Source organism: Streptomyces sp. NPDC046716 (genome assembly GCF_040645755.1).
Lineage (GTDB): Bacteria > Actinomycetota > Actinomycetes > Streptomycetales > Streptomycetaceae > Streptomyces.
Genome location: NZ_JBEYYU010000105.1, coordinates 1 through 17003, shown reverse-complemented (window position 1 = coordinate 17003; position 17003 = coordinate 1). Strand labels below are relative to the sequence as shown.

Here is a 17003-nt window from a genome sequence, read left to right as displayed (position 1 = left end):
CCTCGATCCGCTCGAGGTCGAGCAGATCGAGGAGTGACTGAAGTGCCTTGTTCATCCCGCGCCCCTGAAGGCATGCGCTGCGCGCGCCTTCCCCTGGGCGAGCGAAGCTCGCTTCAGGGGCGCGGGGAACTGCGCGACCAGCCCCCACCGGCCCGCAGCCGGCGACGAGAGGTCAGAACCCGGCCGGCTCCGTGTACACCCCCCACTCGTCGCGCAGCACGTCGCAGATCTCCCCGAGCGTGGCCTCCGCCCGCACCGCGTCGAGCATCGGGCCGATCATGTTGGACCCGTCGCGCGCGGCGGCGAGCATGGCGTCCAGGGCGCTCCGGACGGCGGCGTCGTCGCGGGCGGTCCGCCGCTCCCCCAGCACCCGTACCTGGTCGCGCTCCACCTCGTGGCTGACCCGCAGGATCTCCAGGTCGCCGGTGACGGAACCGTGGTGGGCGTTCACGCCGACCACGCGCTTGTCGCCCTTCTCCAGCGACTGCTGGTACTGGAACGCGGACTCGGCGATCTCGCCCGTGAACCAGCCGTCCTCGATGCCGCGCAGGATGCCGGAGGTGATCGGGCCGATGGGGTGCTGCCCGTCGGGGTGGGCCCGCAGGCCGCGCTCCTTGATCTGCTCGAAGATCTTCTCGGCGTCGGCCTCGATGCGGTCGGTGAGCTGCTCGACGTACCAGGAACCGCCCAGCGGGTCCGCGACGTTGGCGACGCCGGTCTCCTCCATGAGGACCTGCTGGGTGCGCAGCGCGATCTCGGCGGCCTGCTCGCTGGGCAGCGCGAGCGTCTCGTCGAGGGCGTTGGTGTGCAGGGAGTTGGTGCCGCCGAGGACCGCGGCCAGGGCCTCCACCGCCGTCCGGACGACGTTGTTGTAGGGCTGCTGGGCGGTCAGCGAGACGCCCGCGGTCTGGGTGTGGAAGCGCAGCCACTGCGCCTTGTCGGTCCGGGCTCCGTACACGTCGCGCAGCCAGCGCGCCCAGATCCGCCGGGCCGCGCGGAACTTGGCGATCTCCTCGAAGAAGTCGAGGTGCGCGTCGAAGAAGAAGGAGAGGCCGGGGGCGAAGACGTCCACGTCGAGGCCTCGGGACAGCCCCAGCTCGACGTAGCCGAAGCCGTCCGCGAGCGTGTACGCCAGCTCCTGCGCGGCCGTCGAGCCCGCCTCGCGGATGTGGTAGCCGGAGACCGACAGCGGCTTGTACGCGGGGATGGACGCGGCGCAGTGCTCCATCAGGTCGCCGATCAGGCGCAGGTGCGGCTCGGGCTGGAAGAGCCACTCCTTCTGGGCGATGTACTCCTTGAAGATGTCGGTCTGGAGCGTGCCGTTCAGGACGGCCGGGTCGACGCCCTGGCGCTCGGCGGCGACGAGGTACATGCAGAAGACGGGAACGGCCGGGCCGCTGATCGTCATCGAGGTCGTGACGTCGCCCAGCGGGATGTCCCGGAACAGGACCTCCATGTCGGCGGCGGAGTCGATGGCGACGCCGCAGTGCCCGACCTCGCCGAGCGAGCGCGGGTCGTCGGAGTCGCGTCCCATGAGCGTGGGCATGTCGAAGGCGACGGAGAGGCCGCCGCCGCCCGCGGCCAGGATCATCTTGTAGCGCTCGTTCGTCTGCTCGGCGTTGCCGAACCCTGCGAACTGGCGGATCGTCCAGGTGCGGCCCCGGTATCCGGTCGGGTACAGGCCGCGCGTGAACGGGTACTCCCCCGGCCAGCCGATCCGCTCGAACCCTTCGTAGGTGTCCCCGGGCCGCGGCCCGTAGACCGGGTCGACCGGGTCGCCCGAGAGCGTGGTGAAGTCGGCCTCCCGCTTGCGGGCGGTGTCGTAGCGGGCCTGCCAGCGACGGCGGCCCTCCTCGATGGCGGCGGCCTTGGCGTCAGCGTCCCTGGTTCCCATACCCTCGAATTTACTAGGACGTCCTAGTAAATGTCGATGGCGAAACCGCCCGCACCTCGTGCGAGCGGTGGATGTCGCCCTCGGGGTTACGCCTTGGCGAGCTTCGGGTCGCCGTCGGCGACCTTGGCGTCCAGCTCCGCGGAGACCTTGCGCTCGACGAAGAAGGCAGCCGTCGGGATGGTGCCCGCGATCAGCACCCACAGCTGCTTGCCGACCGGCCACTTCGCCTTGGAGCCGAGGTCGAAGGCGAAGACCAGGTAGATGACGTACAGCCAGCCGTGCGCGATGGCGATGACGCGCGTGGCGTCCGCCGCCCCGTCCATGCCGAGCGCGTACTTGGCGATCATGCCGAGACACAGGAGGACCAGGAGCACACCGGTCACGTAGGCCATGATCCGGTAGCGGGTCAGCACGCTCTTCTTCATGGGTCGAGCGTAACCGCCCGTTTTGCGGGATCTTCAGGCGGGCCCGGTGGCCTCGCTCACTCGTCGTCGAAGTCGTGCGCCGAGACCCGCAGCGGCCGCAGCATCGCGAAGATCTCGCCGCACTCGTCGGCGTCGTACACGCCGAGTCCGAAGTCCATCGCCATCAGGTCGCGGGTGGCCGCGTCGACGGCCTCGCGGCCCTTGTCGGTGATGGAGGCGAGGGTGCCGCGGCCGTCGTTCGGGTTGGGCCGCTTGTCGACGAGGCCGGACCTGACCAGCCGGTCGACGGTGTTGGTCACCGAGGTGGGGTGGACCATCAGCCGCTCGCCGATCTTCGACATCGGCAGCTCGCCCTCCTTGGAGAAGGTGAGCAGGACCAGGGCCTCGTAGCGCGCGAAGGTGAGCCCGTACGGCTTGACGACGGCGTCGACCTCCGCGAGCAGGATCTGGTGCGCGCGCATGATCGAGGTGATCGCGGCCATGGACGGCACGGATCCCCAGCGCTGCTTCCAGAGTTCATCGGCGCGCGCGATCGGATCGAAGGCAAGACTGAGCGGCTTCGGCACCCCTCGACCCTACCGGCCGGTCATATGGCGGTCAGCCCCGTCTCGCCCTTTGGCCGGTTCGCCCGCGCCGCAAGGGCGAGAGCACCGCAGCACAGCGTGCCGAGCACCCCGGCACCGGCCACGGTGACACCGGTTCCGAACGCCTCGGCGGCCGCCCCGCCGAGTGCGGCGCCGACGCCCTGGACGGTCATCAGGCCGGCGCTGTGCAGGGTCATGGCGCGCCCGCGCAGCTCCTCGGGGACCGCGTCGACGAACCACCGGTCGACGCCGAGCGTGTACGCGAATCCGGCCCCGGCCAGCAGCAGGATCAGCAGCGCGGGGACCAGTCCGGGAAGGGCCGCGTAGCCGGTCAGGGGCAGCAGCGTGACGCAGGCCAGCGGCAGCGCGATCCGGGACCGGGCCGTCGGCGTCAGGAGCGCGCCGGCGGCCAGTTCGCCGCCGACCGTGCCCACGGCCATGGCGCACATCAGCAGCCCCACACCGGCCGTGCCCACCCCGATCTCGTCCGCGTACGCCGCGGCCAGGACCTCGGGGACCACCGCGAACATCGGCGGGGTCCAGAGCAGGAGCACGAGGACCCGGATCCGCCGGTCCGCGAACAGGGCCCGCACCCCGGAGAGGGAGGTCCGCAGCAGGGCGCCCCGCCCCGCCTGCCGGGCCGGGCGGCGGCGGGTGCCGAGCCGGAGCAGCGCGGCCGAGCAGAGGAACGTGGCGACGGTGATGACGAGCGCTCCCCGCGGGCTCACCACGGTCAGCAGGACACCGCCGAGCGCGAGCCCGCCGAGCACCGAGCTCTGCGAGACGATCCGCAGCAGGGAGCGGCCGAGCACGAACAGGTCGCCGTCGCCCAGCACGTCGGTGAGCGTCGCCATCCGGGTGCCGTTGAAGACGGGCGAGACCAGCGCGATGGCACAGCGCAGCACGAGCAGCGCGGCGACCGGGGTCACGGGCAGCGCCATCAGCGCGGCGCAGGCCGCGCAGAGCAGATCGCAGCCGACGAGCACCCGGCGCGGCGCCCACCGGTCGGCGATCCCGGCGAGCAGCGTGCCGCCGACCGCGTACGGCAGGAATCCGAGGGCGAAGGTGAGCGCGCTCAGCAGCGGTGATCCGGAGAGCCGGTAGACGAGCACGCTCAGCGAGATCTCGGCGACGACGACGCCGAAGAGGGAGGCGGCGTGCGCGAGGAACACCGCCCGGAACTCGGGGACGCGGAAGAGCCGGAGGTATCCGGCGGGGGCGGGGGCGTCCGGGGCAGCGTCCGCGGCCGCCGGCAGGTCGGTCGTCATGGGCGCAGCCTGGTCGGGACGGGCGCCGGGCCGTACTGTTTCGGACTCAGCCGAATGTTCCACCGAGCCGGGAAGCCGTCGATCCATGCCGCTGCATCTGCACTTCGGGCAGAGCGACCTGGCGCGCTGCCGGTTCGCGATCTCGCCGCTGTGGGAGACGCAGGAGGCGGTCCGGACGCTCAGGACGCCGGGGCGGCAGGGCTATCACCTGCCGTGGCTGCGCCGGGTCCGGGAGGCGGCCCGCGGGCTCGACCTGGCTCCGGTCTGGCTGCTGATGCCGCGCAGGGGACACACCCCGGACTTTCTCGGACCGCCGCCGCTCGGGCCCGCCGCGACCTTCGAGGAGGAGATCGCGGCGGTGCGCGCGACGGACCCGGAGGCGGCGCGGCGGGACCTCGCGCGCTCCCTGGCCTGCACGCCGGGCGCCGCCGACGGCCCGGCGGGGCGCGCGATGCTGGCCGACCCGGCGTCCGCCGTCCGGGAGCTGGCCGACATCCTGGAGCGGGCCTGGCGGGCGATGGTCGAGCCGGACTGGCCCCGGCTGCGCGCGCTCCTGGAGGCCGACGTGGCGTACCACTCCTGGCGGCTTGCCCAGGTCGGACTCGAAGGGCTCCTCAAGGAGCTGCATCCGCGCATCGACTGGGACCCCGGGACGCTCACCCTCAGCGCCCGGGCGAGCAGCCACCGGCGCCGTCTCGACGGGCGGGGTCTGGTGCTGCTGCCCAGCGTCTTCTCCTGGCCGGACGTCGTCAGCGGCTTCGAGGAGCCCTGGCAGCCGACCGTCGCCTATCCCGCGCGCGGGATCGCCGGTCTGTGGGCGGCCCCGGCGGCGTCCACGCCCGAGGCGCTGGCCGGTGTCCTCGGCCGGGGCCGCGCCGATGTGCTGCACGCCCTGGACGCTCCGATGTCGACCAGCGCCCTCGCGCACGCCCTGGGCCGCGCCCCGTCCTCCGTCTCCGCGCATCTGACGGCGCTGCGGGACGCGGGCCTGCTCACCGCCCGCCGCTACGGCCATCAGGTGCTCTACGAGCGCACACCGCTGGGCGGCGCGCTGCTGGCCGGCGGCCGCGACATCTGACGGAGCGGACATCTGACAGGGCGTCTAATCCACGGCAAGAGCGGTCCCTTATGTAACGATTGCCGGAATCGTACGCGCTCCGACCCAGGGGGCAGGATGCCCGTCCCGACCATCCGCCGCACACCGTCCCGCCGCACGCTCGCGCTCGGCACGGCCGCGCTCGCCGTCTGCGCGCTCACCACCGCCTGCTCCGGCGCGGGCTCCGGGCAGGCCGCCCGCGAGGCCGTCGGGCAGACCGCCCCCTCCCCCGCCACCGCCGACACCTCGCCGTTCTGGGTCGACCCCGCCTCCGCCGCCGCCGTCCAGGCCGAGCGGTGGGAGAAGGAGGGCCGCTCGTCGGACGCCGCCGTGATCCGGCGCATCGCCCAGCACCCGCAGGGCATGTGGGCGCCGGGCGACTATCCGCGTCCGGTGATCGCCGAGGCCGGGGAGAAGGCGAAGAAGGCCGACAAGACGCTGGTCCTGGTCGCGTACAACATCCCGCACCGCGACTGCGGTCAGCACTCGGCGGGCGGCGCGCACAGCGCGGAGTTCTACCACCAGTGGGTCGACGCCTTCGCGACCGGCATCGGCGACGCCAAGGCGCTGGTCGTGCTCGAACCGGACGCGCTCGGCCACATCGTCGACGGCTGCACCCCGGAGGAGTACCGGGAGGAGCGCTACCAGCTGATCGGCTCGGCGATCGACCGTCTCAAGCAGCAGCCGAACACCAAGGTGTACGTCGACGCCGGGAACCCCGCCTGGATCCCCGACGCCACGAAGCTCGTCGAACCGCTGCGCCGGGCGGGTGTCGAGCGGGCCGACGGCTTCTCCCTGAACGTCTCGAACTTCCAGACGGACCAGCAGAGTTCGGCGTACGGCAAGCAGCTCTCGGGGCTGCTCGGCGGCGCCCACTTCGTGGTGGACACCAGCCGCAACGGCGCGGGCCCCTACTCCTCCGCCGGCGCCGACGGCTGGTGCAACCCGCCGGGCCGCGCCCTCGGCTCCGCCCCGACCACCAGGACCGGGGACCCGCTGGCCGACGCGTACCTGTGGGTCAAGCGGCCCGGGGAGTCGGACGGCACCTGCCGGGGCGGACCCGCGGCGGGCACCTGGTGGGCGGAGTACGCGCTGGGCCTGGCCCGCGCCGCGCACACCTGACGCGGGCCGCCCGGCGCGCGGGTCAGTCCTCGCCGACCTTGACCCACTTGGCCTCGGACGACACCCCGTCCGCGTCCGTCGCGAACAGCATGTACCAGCCGGGCGGGACCAGGGCCCGGTCGGTCGGCACGTCCACCGTGATCTGCCCCTCGCGCTTGGACAGGCCCAGCTCGATCGAGCGCTGCTCGACGTCCGTCGTGTGGGTCACGGCGGACGGCCGCATCAGCCGCGCCTTGACGATCCGGTCGGCGGCGTCCGTCTTGAACGTCGCCTTGTGGTCGCCGGGGACGGTCTCCGGTCCTTCGCCGAGGACCGGGCGCCGGTCTCCTCCCTTGTGCAGCGCGGGCGGCGTGAAGATCTCCATGCGCTGCTCGAAGTGGCCCAGCTTGGTGTTCTGCTGGTCGTCGAAGAGCGGGTCGGAGCCGAAGGTCACGACCCGGCCGTCGGGCAGCAGCAGCGCCTCCGAGTGGTAGTTGCGGCCGACCTTGGGCGAGGCCGCCTCGCGGAAGGCGTTCTTCTTCGGGTCGTAGAACTGCGCCGCGAGGATGTTGCTGGCGCCGCGCCCTCGGTAGTCGGACGAGCCGTTGGACGTGAAGACGGAGTCGTCCGGCATGATCACGCTGTTCAGGTACCGGGTGCCCTGCGGCAGGTTCGGCCCCTTCTCGAACCGGGGGCTGTCCTCCTTCAGGTCGACGACCGCGGTGCGCGGAGTCGCCCGCTCGGACTCGCCGACGCCTCCGCCGCCGAGGATCATCACCTTCTGGTCCTGCGCCGGGGGCAGCAGCAGGGAGGCCGAGGTCTCCGTCTCGTCCCCGTCGGTGAGGCCCGGGACCTTCTCGAACTTGTTGGTCCTCAGGTCCCACAGGCCGGGCTCCCGGCCCTTCTCGGCGGGCCCGTACCCGGCGTTGGAGGCCGGGTAGAAGAGCTTGCCGCCCTTGGTCAGGAACAGCGCCGGGTAGGTCGGGAAGTACCGCTTGGGGCCCATCGACCACTTCTTGGTCTTCGGGTCGTAGATCTCGTTGTCCCCGGGGTCGATGACGCCGACGTCGTCGAGTCCGGAGACGGCGAGCACCTTGCCGTCCTCCAGGCCGACGAGCGTGGGGTACCAGCGCGCCTTCTGCATCGGGTCCACGGGCACGTACTTCTCGGCGACCGGGTCGAACTCGTACGCGGCCCTGATCCCCTGGAAGTCCTCCTTGTCCATGGTGATCTTCTCGGAGAGCCCGTACGCGTTGTCGGCGTCCTTGCCCGTGAGGCCCTCGATCTCGTACTGGGCCTGCTTCGCCGTCTCGTACTGCTTGCCCTCGGCGACCGCCTCGACGAAGACGCGGGCCTCGCTCGCCTTGACCTTCGTCTTCCAGGGCTGCATGACGCCGGCGCGGTTGTAGCTGACGTCGTAGGAGCGCTTGGCCTTGGGCACGGTCACGTCGAAGCGCGACACGTACTCGACTCCGTCCGGCGAGCGGAACTTCGTCCCCTTCTTCAGGACCACCGGCCGGTCGGGGCTCTCGTTCTTGACGCGCATCCCGCCGCCGGCCCGCTTCACCTCGCCGTCGAGGAGTTCGTACCGTGCGGTGCCGCCGGCCACGAGCATCCGGCCGTCGGGGAGCGCGGCGTGCCCCGAGCAGAAGAAGTCCTCCGGGGTGTCGATCTTCTTGAAGGTGTTGGCCTTCGGGTCCCACAGGACGGTGTCGAACGATCCGGCGTCGAACTTCTTCTGCTCGTTGCCGGAGCCCGCCACAATCAGCACCTTGCCGGTGTGCAGCAGCGCCGCGTGGATGGCGTTGGTACGGAACCGCTCCGGGATGTCGACCGCCGACCACGAGCCGTACCGGGCCTTGTAGCCGGGCTGGGCGATCTTCCAGTCCTCGTACTTCTCGGAGGCGAAGGTCCAGGCGGCCGGGGCGTTGAGGCCGACGAGGAGGGCGATGCCGCCCACGCCCAGGACCGTCTTCTTCATCTTCTGGGAAGGCCGGTAGCTGTTGAAGGCCATGGGTCAGTTCCCTCCTGTGCTCGTGCTGGAGACCCGCGGGCCGGCGAGGGCGGGCTCCGGCTTCTCGTGCTTACCGGGTTCGGCCACCGCGGCCGCTGCCGTCGCCCGGCGCTGCGCCACGCTCCACACCACCGGGGGCGCGAGGGCGATGCACAGGGCGAGGACCGCCCAGGTCCGCATCGCCACGTGCGTGTGGTCGAGGACGACCGACGCGGCCAGCGACACGGCCAGCACGCCCGCCCAGAACAGGTGGATCCGGAAGGTCAGCACCCGGTCCGCGGTGGCGTCGCCGCCCTTCGGCGTGACGACGAAGCGGGACGGGCGGCGCAGCAGCGCGGCGCCCAGCGACTTGAGGTAGATCGGTGCGGAGATCGCCGACATGGCCATGCCCGCGAGACCGCCGGACCCCTCCGGCTCGTGCGGCGAGACGTTGTGCCGCCGGTTCCACAGGTACAGCCCGATCTGGAGGGCCGCGGCGTCGCTGTAGAGCATCAGCCACACGGACGCGGACACCTGGGTGCCGGACGCGCCGAACCACAGGAACAGCACGCAGCTCAGCACACCGAGCAGCCAGTTGACGGCTGTCATCGGGTAGTAGACGAGCATCATCGTGTACGAGAAGAGACGGCCGGCCGGCATGCTGAACGGCGCCTTCCAGTACTGCTTGAACAGCGTCTCGTACGTCCCGCGCGACCAGCGCAGCTGCTGGGTGAAGAAGTCGGTCCAGGAGGCGGGCCCCTCACCGACGGCGAGCACGTCGGGGGTGTAGACCGACCGCCACTTGGCGCCCGTGGCCGGGTTGGCGTTCCGGTGGATCTCGAACCCGGTCGCCATGTCCTCGGTGATCGAGTCGACGAAGCCGCCGATCTGCTTCAGGGCACTGATCCGCACGACGTTGTTGGTGCCGACGAACATGGGCGCCCGGTAGCGGTTGCCGGCCCGCTGGATCAGCGCGTGGAAGAGGAACTGCTGGGACTCGGCGGCCTTGGTGACCGGTGAGTCGTAGTTGCCGTAGACCTGCGGTCCGACGACGAACGCGACGTCCGGGTCGCGGAAGTAGCCCAGCATCCGCTCCAGGAACTCCGGCACCGGTACGTGGTCGGTGTCGACGGAGGCGAAGAAGTCGTAGTCGGCGTGGTGCGCGGCGAGCCAGGCGTTGTAGTTGCCGTGCTTGGTACGGGTCTTGTGGGCGCCCTTCGCCCGGTTCCACTCCTCGACGCCGTGCCGGGTGAAGTGCCGTACGCCCAGCTCCGCGCAGAGGGCGCGGGCCCGGGGGTCGTCGCCCTCGTCCAGCAGCCACACGTCGAGCGGTCCGTCGTGGGTGAGGCGGACGGCGCCCTCGAGGGTGGCGCGCACCATCGACAGGGGTTCCTTGCCGGGGACGTACGTCGTCAGGAACGCGACCCGGGTGCCGGGTTCCGGGCGGACCGGGACCGGGTCCCTCGCCACCAGCGTCGCGTGGGCGATGGAGACGACGTTGACGACCATGAACAGCTCGATGAGGCCGATCGACACCAGCATCACGATGTCGAGCTGGACGAGCCAGCGGGCGCCGCCCTCGCGCTCCACCCAGTGGCTGGGCCACACGAGATAGACGAGCAGGATCCCGGTGAGCACCGGGGCCAGCGTCATCAGCAGGACCGCGCGTATTCGGTGGGGCTCGCGGGAGAGGAGTGAGGTGTACTGCACCCGGTAGCCGTCGGCGGGCGGCTCGGTCAGCGGCCCGGCCAGCCTGCTGTAGGTGTCGTAGTCATAGCCCTCAGGCCGCACAGCGCCCTCCAGGTTCCCGTCGCCCGGCCGTCGGTGACCGAGCGTATCGATAACCTCACAAAATGTGACTTTCGTGGGCGTGTCGAACGGGAGGGTGCGTACGAGTGAGGTATGGCGTGTTGATTCACGGGGTCGGGTGAATCGGGGCCGCGCTTCGGGGGGTTATCGGTCGGCTGACGGCCGGTGGGGCTTCTCGCGCAGTTCCCCGCGCCCCTGAGATGCGCACTGCGTGCGCCATCTCATCGGGGAGGCGGCGCGAAGCGTCTGCCTCAGGGGCGCGGGGAACTGCGCGACCAGCCACGACGAGAGCCGCGGCCGGGCGCCGGGGAGGTGCTAATCGGCGAGATGTCGTTCCACGGTGGCGACCTTCGAGGTCAAGCCGTCCGTCACGCCGGGGCGGATGTCGGCCTTCATCACCACGGAGACCCGGGGAGCCCGCGCCTCGACGACGGCGACGGCGCGCTTCACGACGTCCATCACCTCGTCCCACTCCCCCTCGATCGACGTGAACATCGCATCGGTCCGATGGGGCAGCCCCGAGTCGCGAACGACCCGCACGGCGTCGGCGACGTACTCACCGACGCCCTCACCGACCCCGAGCGGCGTCACGGAGAAAGCGACGATCATGCGTTGACGATCCCTTCCTGACGGGCGCGGGCCGCGATCGCCGCGTCGACGGCGCTCTCGGACTCCCGCTTCAGCTTGCGCTCGGCGAAGAACCCGCCGGTGGGCAGCACCGAGAGGACGAAGTAGAGCGCGGCCCGGCCGAAGCTCCACTTGGCGCGGTTCCAGGCGTCCAGCCAGAAGACGAGGTACAGCACGAACAGCACGCCGTGCACCATGCCCATGACGGGCACCGCGTTGAAGTCCGTAGTCCGCTTCAGCACCGAGCAGATCAGCAGCAGGATGAAGGAGACGGCCTCGGGCGCGGAGACCAGGCGGAGGCGGCGGATGGCTGAGGCGGTCTTGATGTCCACGAGGCACCTTTGACTGGAGTGGTCGACGGGCTGGCAGTGATCTTGTGAAAGCGCGCACAAGCGTTCCCCATTGTGGCATCGCCCCGCCTCCGCCCTGTCGGCGGGCTCCCCCGCCCGGTTACCGTCGACCTCGTGGCAACGTTCCGGCTGCAGGGCAGCAAGATGCTCGCCGTCGACATGACGGGCGACAGCGTCAAGGCGAAGAACGGTTCGATGGTCGCGTACGAGGGCCGGATGGCCTTCAAGAAGCTGAGCGGGGGTGGCGAGGGGATACGGGGGATGGTGACCCGCCGCATCACGGGTGAGCAGATGACCGTGATGGAGGTGAAGGGCCAGGGGACCTGCTGGTTCGCGGACCGGGCGACCGAGATCAACCTGGTCGGGCTGCGGGGCGACAAGCTCTGGGTCGAGGCGAGCAATCTGCTGTGCACGGACGCGGGACTGCGCACCGGCACCAGCTTCACGGGGATGCGCGGCGCCTCCCAGGGCAACGGGCTGTTCACGACGACCGTCGAGGGCCACGGCCAGGCCGCGATCATGAGCGACGGCCCGGCGGTGGTGCTGCGCGTCAGCCGCGACTACCCGCTGACCGTCGACCCCGGCGCCTACATCGCGCACCAGGGGAATCTGCGGCAGTCGTTCCAGTCGGGCGTCACCTTCCGCACGTTCATGGGCGAGGGCGGCGGCGAGGCGTTCCAGATCCACTTCGAGGGGGACGGGCTGGTCTACGTACAGCCCAGCGAGCGCAACACGATCGCGGGGGATGTCTGAGATGCCGGCGAGCTTCCGTGAGATCAACTCGAAGATGGTCGAGGCGACCGTCGTGCCCGGGCAGCGGCTCTACAGCCAGCGCGGCGCGATGCTCGCGTACAAGGGCGACGTCTCCTTCACCCCCAATGTGCAGGGCGGTCAGGGGGGACTGATGTCGATGCTCGGACGGCGGGTGGCGAACGAGGCGACGCCGCTGATGACGGTCGAGGGCAGCGGCACGGTGCTGTTCGGGCACGGCGGCCACCATGTGCAGGTGATCACGCTGTCCGGCGACACCCTGTACGTGGAGGCGGACCGGCTGCTCGCCTTCGACGGGGCACTCCAGCAGGGGACCATGTTCATGGGCTCCCAGGGCGGGGTGATGGGCATGGTGCGCGGGCAGGTCACCGGGCAGGGGCTCTTCACGACGACGCTCAAGGGGCACGGGGCGGTCGCGGTGATGGCGCACGGCGGTGTCATCGAGGTGCCGATCACTCCGAACAACCCGGTGCACGTCGACCCGCAGGCGTACGTCGCCCACCACGGCGACGTGCGCAACAAGCTGTCGACGGCGCTCGGCTGGCGGGACATGGTGGGCCGCGGCAGCGGCGAGGCGTTCCAGCTGGAGCTGAGCGGGAGCGGTGCGGTGTACGTCCAGGCGTCGGAGGAGAAGCTGTGAACCACCCCATGCCCGCGGGCCCGGTGATCCACGACCCCAGGACGCTGCCGGTCGACGACAACGTCAACGCGTACACCTTCTGCGTGGAGCTGAAGAGCAGTCAGTGGTTCCTGCAGAAGGGCAAGATGATCGCCTACTACGGGCGGATGGAGTTCAACGGGATCGGGCACGGGCGGCTCGACCGGCTGGTGCGCACCTCGTTCCACTCGCCGCTGCACGCGAGCGACTGGGTGGTGGCGGAGGGCAGCGGCAAGATGCTCCTCGCCGACCGGGCCTTCGACGTCAACTCCTACGACCTGGACGACGGCAACCTGACCATCCGCGCGGGCAATCTGCTCGCTTTTCAGCCAAGTCTCGCGCTCAAGCAGTCCATCGTGCCCGGCTTTCTCACACTCATTGGCACTGGCAAATTCGTTGCGGCTTCAAACGGTCCGGTCGTCTTCATGGAGCCGCCCATCCGCGTCGACCCGCAGGCGCTCGTCGGCTGGGCCGACTGCCCGTCCCCCTGCCACCACTACGACCACGGTTATCTGACGGGCGTCATCGGCGGTCTACGTGCGATGACGGGCATCGGCGGAGTCAGCGGCGAGGAGCACCAGTTCGAGTTCGTGGGCGCCGGCACGGTGCTTCTGCAATCGACCGAGGCGCTGATGCCGGAGACCGCGACGGGTGAGGTACCTCACCAAGCGGGCGTACCGGGCGGCGGTCCGGGGGCGGGCGCGGGCCCGTCAGGGGCACCGAGGCTTCCCGGACAGCTCGGAGACCTCCAGCGTCGCTTCGGGCTGTGAGCGGTAGTCTGCGGAGTGTGACGTCGAACGCGTGAACGTCACATTCCCCACGTTCGTTCGCCTTTCAACTTCTTAGGTAGAATCGATTCCATGGAGACCGAGACGGCCACGCGGTGGCTGACCGACGAGGAACAGTGCGCCTGGCGCACCCACCTGGAGGTCAACAGGCTGCTGAACTACCAGCTGGAGAAAGACCTCCAGCCCTTCGGCCTGACGATGAACGACTACGAGATTCTGGTGAACCTCTCCGAGGCGGATGAGCACCGGATGCGGATGAGCGACCTGGCTGCGGCGACCCTGCAGTCCAAGAGCCGGCTCTCGCACCAGATCACCCGGATGGAGAACGCGGGACTGGTCCGCCGCGAGAACTGCGAGTCCGACCGGCGCGGCCTGTACACGGTCCTCACCGAGTTCGGCCTGGAGACCATGCAGAAGGTCGCCCCGTTCCATGTGGCGTCCGTGCGGCAGCACTTCGTGGACCTCGTCTCGGCGCAGGAGCTGAGCGACCTCAACAAGGCGCTCACACCCATCGCCGAGCACCTGCGTTCGCAACGCGGCAAACCGTGACACCTGCGAACGTCTGAGGTTGCAGTCCGCGGAGGACCGCCGACCTCCCCCGTGGAGACCCGTGGCTCAATTCGCGGGCAGCCGCAGTTCGAACAGTGCCCCGCCCTGCGGCGCGGCGCGCACCGTCAGGGTGCCGCCGTGCCGCACGGCCACATCCCGGGCGATGGCCAGTCCGAGACCCGCCCCGCCGCCGTCCCGGGTGCGCGCGTCGTCGAGCCGGACGAACCGCTCGAAGATCCGCTCCCGCTCCCCGGCCGGCACCCCGTCCCCGTCGTCCGCGACGGTGAGGACCGCCTCGCCCCCTTCGACGCCCACCGCGACCACGACCGCGGCGCGCGCGTGCCGCTGCGCGTTGTCCACGAGATTGCCGAGCACCCGGGCCAGCTGCCCGCGCGAGCCGGTGACCCGGGCGGACCGCACCGACTCCACCGTGACGGGCAGCCGGTCCCCGGTGCGCTGCGACAGCTCCTCGCCCGCAAGGGCCGCCAGATCCACTTCGGCACCGCCGGGCCGCTCCCCCGCGTCGAGCCGGGCCAGCAGCAGCAGATCCGCGGCGAGCTCCTGGAGCCGCACCGTGTCCTCGACGGCGCCCGGTACGTCCAGCAGCTCCGGATGGGCGGCGCCGACCTCCAGCTGGGTGCGCAGGGACGCGATCGGGCTGCGCAGTTCGTGCGAGGCGTCGGCGACGAACCGCCGCTGCCGCTCGACCGACTCCTGGAGCGCCGCCAGCGTCTCGTTGGTCGTCGAGGCCAGACGGGCGACCTCGTCGTGGGTGTCCGGCTGCGGCACCCGGCGGCCGAGGTCCTGCGAGGCGGTGATGGCGGCCATCTCGGCGCGGATGCCCTCGACGGGCCGCAGCGCGCGCCGGGTCACCAGGTACGTGACCGAGCCGACGACCACGAGCAGCAGCGGGAAGCCGATCAGCATCGCGGTCTTCGTCGTCGTCACGGCGCCCTGTTCGGCGGCCAGCGAGGCGCCCGCGTACACGGTCAGATCGCCGTACGCGGTGTCCTCGACCTCCACCTCGGCGAACCGGTAGTCGGCGCTGTCGCCGTCCACGGTGGCGCTGCCCTCGGAGTAGTCGGTGGAGCCGGAGACCTTGCCGCCGGCCCCGTCGTCGTCACCGCCGTCACCGCCGTCACCGCCGCGGCCACCGTGCCGGTCGTCGTCCCCGTCGTCGGTCCGCCGCGCGGCGACGGGCTTCACGGCGTCCGTCCCGGCGCCGGAGATCCGCTCCAGGTCCTCGGTGGCGGCGATCAGCCTGCCGTCGTCGTCGACGACCTGCACCGGGTGGTCCTCGTCGTCGAGGTCGAGGCTGTCGGGCGCGACACCGCCGGCCAGGGACGTGGCGACGCGGCGCGCGGCGGAGTCGGCGCCCGCCGACGCCTGTTCGCCGAGGTTGTCGCGCAGGGCGAGCAGCACGGCGACACCGGCCGCGACCAGGGCGACGGCGACGACGAGTGTGGCGGCGAGGGCGGCTCGCGAGCGTACGGAGCCGAGGAGACGCCGCTTCATCGCGGGACCTCCAGCCGGTAGCCGGCGCCGCGCACGGTCCGGATGAGGGAGGCGTCGAGCTTGCGGCGCAGGGCGCTCACGTAGACCTCGACGATGTTCGGGTCGCCCTCGTAGGCGAAGTCCCACACGTGGTCGAGGATGTCGCCCTTGGAGACCACCTCTCCGGCGCGCGCGACGAGCTGTTCCAGTACCGCGAACTCCTTCGTGGTGAGCGGCACTTCACCGTCGTCGGCGTGCGTGACACGGCGCGCGGCGGTGTCGACGGCGTACGGGCCGACGGTGTGCACGGGGTTGGCCCGGCCCGCGGCGCCGCGGCGCCGCAGCAGCGCCTTCACGCGCGCGACGAGCACGACGTACGAGAACGGCTTGGTCAGGTAGTCGTCGGCGCCCGTGTCCAGCCCCTCGGCCTCGTCGTACTCGCCGTCCTTGGCGGTGAGCATCAGGATCGGCACGTCGTTCCCCGCGGCGCGCAGGGCGGCGCAGACCCGGTAGCCGTTCATGCCGGGCAGCATGATGTCCAGGACGATCAGGTCGTACGGCGACTCGCTCGCGCGGTGCAGTCCCTCGAGGCCGTCGTGGACCACGTCGACGGCGTATCCCTCGGCGGTCAGCCCCTTGGCGAGCGACACGGCGAGCCGCTTCTCGTCCTCCACGATCAACAGGCGCATGGGTTCAGGGTCGCAGGTGGTTCCTGAAGTCTTCTTCAGGTTCCTTCAGCGGGGCTTCAGGGTCGTTCGGGCACCTTGGTCCTCGTCGGACTCCACGAGTCGCACTCCACGAAGGGACGGACCTCATGAAGCGCCGTACGACCGTCATCTCCGCCATCGCCGCCGTCGCGCTGATCGGCGGGGGAACCGCCACGGCGGTCGCCCTCTCCGGCGACGGGGACCCGGGCACCTCGACCGCCTCCCGGTCGAGCGTGACCGTCAAGGACGACGGCGTCAGTGACGCCCAGGAGAACGCCAACGAGGCCAAGGGCGCCCGGATCACGGCCGAGGACGCGATCGCCGCCGCCCTGAAGCACACCCCGGGCGTCGCGGCCGAGGCGGACCTCGACTCCGACGACGGCCGGCTGGTCTGGGACGTCGACGTGATCGGCTCCGCGCGGCACCACGTCGAGGTCGACCCGGGTACGGGGAAGGTGCTCGGCTCGCACGTCGAGCGGGCCGACAAGGATGACGACGACGACCCCGCGCGGGTCGCCGCCGCCCTGAAGAACGCGCCGACCTCGGCCTCGGACGCGGCCCGGGCCGCTGCCGCGAAGGGGACGGTGACCTCGGTGGAGGCCGACGACGACGGTTCGGTCTCCGTGTGGGAGGTCGAGACCACGTCGGCGAACGGGGTCCAGCACGACTGGCACGTGGACCTCCGGTCGGGGGCCGTGACCGTGGATCACCGGGGCGACGACGACTGACCTCGTGGGTCGGCTGCGGGCCGGTGGGGGCTGGTCGCGCAGTTCCCCGCGCCCCTGAGGCAGGCGCTTCGCGCCGCCTCCCCTGGACGAGCGAAGCTCGTTTCAGGGGCGCGGGGAACTCACACCGATGCCGCTCACCCCGCAGCGCGAGGCGAACTTCG

17 protein-coding genes are annotated in these 17003 nt (G+C 71.1%); 7 read left to right on the top strand and 10 right to left on the bottom strand.

What is annotated here, in order from left to right:
* Window positions 1-172: 172 nt before the first annotated feature.
* The 4 genes from ABZ930_RS40015 to ABZ930_RS40000 all read right to left on the bottom strand — a co-directional run bounded on the left by ABZ930_RS40015 (window position 173) and on the right by ABZ930_RS40000 (window position 4171).
* Window positions 173-1894 carry a methylmalonyl-CoA mutase family protein gene (locus ABZ930_RS40015; RefSeq protein WP_361560044.1) on the bottom strand — a complete coding sequence of 574 codons (1722 nt, stop codon included), beginning with the start codon at window positions 1892-1894 and terminating at the stop codon, window positions 173-175.
* Between the two features lie 86 nt (window positions 1895-1980).
* On the bottom strand, window positions 1981-2319 hold the full coding sequence (locus tag ABZ930_RS40010; RefSeq protein WP_361560041.1) for a DUF3817 domain-containing protein: 339 nt from the start codon (window positions 2317-2319) through the stop codon (window positions 1981-1983).
* Window positions 2320-2375: 56 nt separating this feature from the next.
* Complete coding sequence (locus ABZ930_RS40005) at window positions 2376-2885, bottom strand: MarR family transcriptional regulator (RefSeq protein ID WP_361560038.1); 510 nt, start codon at window positions 2883-2885, stop codon at window positions 2376-2378.
* Between the two features lie 20 nt (window positions 2886-2905).
* Complete coding sequence (locus tag ABZ930_RS40000; RefSeq protein ID WP_361560035.1) at window positions 2906-4171, bottom strand: MFS transporter; 1266 nt, start codon at window positions 4169-4171, stop codon at window positions 2906-2908.
* 85 nt (window positions 4172-4256) lie between these two features.
* Here ABZ930_RS40000 and ABZ930_RS39995 point away from each other — a divergent pair, with 85 nt between their 5' ends.
* Both ABZ930_RS39995 and ABZ930_RS39990 read left to right on the top strand, forming a co-directional pair.
* The gene (locus tag ABZ930_RS39995) at window positions 4257-5249 is read left to right on the top strand and encodes a DUF5937 family protein (RefSeq protein ID WP_361560032.1); all 993 of its coding nucleotides are present in this window, start codon (window positions 4257-4259) and stop codon (window positions 5247-5249) included.
* 96 nt (window positions 5250-5345) lie between these two features.
* Complete coding sequence (locus ABZ930_RS39990) at window positions 5346-6389, top strand: glycoside hydrolase family 6 protein (RefSeq protein WP_361560029.1); 1044 nt, start codon at window positions 5346-5348, stop codon at window positions 6387-6389.
* Between the two features lie 22 nt (window positions 6390-6411).
* Here the strand turns inward: ABZ930_RS39990 and ABZ930_RS39985 are convergent, their stop codons facing one another.
* From ABZ930_RS39985 to ABZ930_RS39970, 4 genes are all read right to left on the bottom strand, one after another.
* Window positions 6412-8382 (bottom strand): kelch motif-containing protein, encoded by a 1971-nt coding sequence (locus ABZ930_RS39985; protein WP_361560026.1) that lies wholly within the window; start codon window positions 8380-8382, stop codon window positions 6412-6414.
* A 3-nt stretch (window positions 8383-8385) separates the two neighbouring features.
* Window positions 8386-10152 carry a cellulose synthase catalytic subunit gene (locus ABZ930_RS39980; RefSeq protein WP_361560024.1) on the bottom strand — a complete coding sequence of 589 codons (1767 nt, stop codon included), beginning with the start codon at window positions 10150-10152 and terminating at the stop codon, window positions 8386-8388.
* A gap of 333 nt (window positions 10153-10485) precedes the next feature.
* Window positions 10486-10779, bottom strand: a complete 294-nt coding sequence (locus ABZ930_RS39975) for an MTH1187 family thiamine-binding protein (protein ID WP_361560021.1) — start codon at window positions 10777-10779, stop codon at window positions 10486-10488.
* On the bottom strand, window positions 10776-11129 hold the full coding sequence (locus tag ABZ930_RS39970; protein ID WP_361560019.1) for a DUF3817 domain-containing protein: 354 nt from the start codon (window positions 11127-11129) through the stop codon (window positions 10776-10778). Before ABZ930_RS39970 ends, ABZ930_RS39975 begins: the two co-directional genes overlap by 4 nt.
* A gap of 132 nt (window positions 11130-11261) precedes the next feature.
* On the opposite strand from ABZ930_RS39970, the gene ABZ930_RS39965 reads away from it, so the two are divergent.
* The 4 genes from ABZ930_RS39965 to ABZ930_RS39950 all read left to right on the top strand — a co-directional run bounded on the left by ABZ930_RS39965 (window position 11262) and on the right by ABZ930_RS39950 (window position 13913).
* The gene (locus tag ABZ930_RS39965; protein ID WP_361560016.1) at window positions 11262-11900 is read left to right on the top strand and encodes an AIM24 family protein; all 639 of its coding nucleotides are present in this window, start codon (window positions 11262-11264) and stop codon (window positions 11898-11900) included.
* A 1-nt stretch (window position 11901) separates the two neighbouring features.
* Window positions 11902-12558, top strand: coding sequence for an AIM24 family protein (locus ABZ930_RS39960; protein ID WP_361560050.1), 657 nt, complete (start codon window positions 11902-11904; stop codon window positions 12556-12558).
* An 8-nt stretch (window positions 12559-12566) separates the two neighbouring features.
* Window positions 12567-13346, top strand: a complete 780-nt coding sequence (locus tag ABZ930_RS39955; protein ID WP_361560047.1) for an AIM24 family protein — start codon at window positions 12567-12569, stop codon at window positions 13344-13346.
* Between the two features lie 90 nt (window positions 13347-13436).
* The gene (locus ABZ930_RS39950; protein WP_361560013.1) at window positions 13437-13913 is read left to right on the top strand and encodes a MarR family transcriptional regulator; all 477 of its coding nucleotides are present in this window, start codon (window positions 13437-13439) and stop codon (window positions 13911-13913) included.
* A gap of 66 nt (window positions 13914-13979) precedes the next feature.
* On the opposite strand, the gene ABZ930_RS39945 is transcribed toward ABZ930_RS39950, so the two are convergent.
* Both ABZ930_RS39945 and ABZ930_RS39940 read right to left on the bottom strand, forming a co-directional pair.
* On the bottom strand, window positions 13980-15428 hold the full coding sequence (locus tag ABZ930_RS39945; RefSeq protein WP_361560010.1) for a HAMP domain-containing sensor histidine kinase: 1449 nt from the start codon (window positions 15426-15428) through the stop codon (window positions 13980-13982).
* Window positions 15425-16096, bottom strand: coding sequence for a response regulator transcription factor (locus ABZ930_RS39940; RefSeq protein ID WP_361560007.1), 672 nt, complete (start codon window positions 16094-16096; stop codon window positions 15425-15427). The genes ABZ930_RS39945 and ABZ930_RS39940 overlap by 4 nt, the downstream gene beginning before the upstream one ends.
* A 125-nt stretch (window positions 16097-16221) precedes the next feature.
* On the opposite strand from ABZ930_RS39940, the gene ABZ930_RS39935 reads away from it, so the two are divergent.
* Window positions 16222-16842 carry a PepSY domain-containing protein gene (locus tag ABZ930_RS39935; protein ID WP_361560004.1) on the top strand — a complete coding sequence of 207 codons (621 nt, stop codon included), beginning with the start codon at window positions 16222-16224 and terminating at the stop codon, window positions 16840-16842.
* The last annotated feature ends 161 nt before the right edge of the window (window positions 16843-17003 follow it).

Bases quoted from the DNA above. Each gene is read 5' to 3' on its own strand.
- ABZ930_RS40015 (WP_361560044.1), bottom strand. From the start codon at position 1,894: ATGGGAACCAGGGACGCTGACGCCAAGGCCGCCGCCATCGAGGAGGGC.
- ABZ930_RS40010 (WP_361560041.1), bottom strand. From the start codon at position 2,319: ATGAAGAAGAGCGTGCTGACCCGCTACCGGATCATGGCCTACGTGACC.
- ABZ930_RS40000 (WP_361560035.1), bottom strand. From the start codon at position 4,171: ATGACGACCGACCTGCCGGCGGCCGCGGACGCTGCCCCGGACGCCCCC.
- ABZ930_RS39995 (WP_361560032.1), top strand. From the start codon at position 4,257: ATGCCGCTGCATCTGCACTTCGGGCAGAGCGACCTGGCGCGCTGCCGG.
- ABZ930_RS39990 (WP_361560029.1), top strand. From the start codon at position 5,346: ATGCCCGTCCCGACCATCCGCCGCACACCGTCCCGCCGCACGCTCGCG.
- ABZ930_RS39985 (WP_361560026.1), bottom strand. From the start codon at position 8,382: ATGGCCTTCAACAGCTACCGGCCTTCCCAGAAGATGAAGAAGACGGTC.
- ABZ930_RS39975 (WP_361560021.1), bottom strand. From the start codon at position 10,779: ATGATCGTCGCTTTCTCCGTGACGCCGCTCGGGGTCGGTGAGGGCGTC.
- ABZ930_RS39960 (WP_361560050.1), top strand. From the start codon at position 11,902: ATGCCGGCGAGCTTCCGTGAGATCAACTCGAAGATGGTCGAGGCGACC.
- ABZ930_RS39955 (WP_361560047.1), top strand. From the start codon at position 12,567: ATGCCCGCGGGCCCGGTGATCCACGACCCCAGGACGCTGCCGGTCGAC.
- ABZ930_RS39950 (WP_361560013.1), top strand. From the start codon at position 13,437: ATGGAGACCGAGACGGCCACGCGGTGGCTGACCGACGAGGAACAGTGC.
- ABZ930_RS39945 (WP_361560010.1), bottom strand. From the start codon at position 15,428: ATGAAGCGGCGTCTCCTCGGCTCCGTACGCTCGCGAGCCGCCCTCGCC.
- ABZ930_RS39940 (WP_361560007.1), bottom strand. From the start codon at position 16,096: ATGCGCCTGTTGATCGTGGAGGACGAGAAGCGGCTCGCCGTGTCGCTC.
- ABZ930_RS39935 (WP_361560004.1), top strand. From the start codon at position 16,222: ATGAAGCGCCGTACGACCGTCATCTCCGCCATCGCCGCCGTCGCGCTG.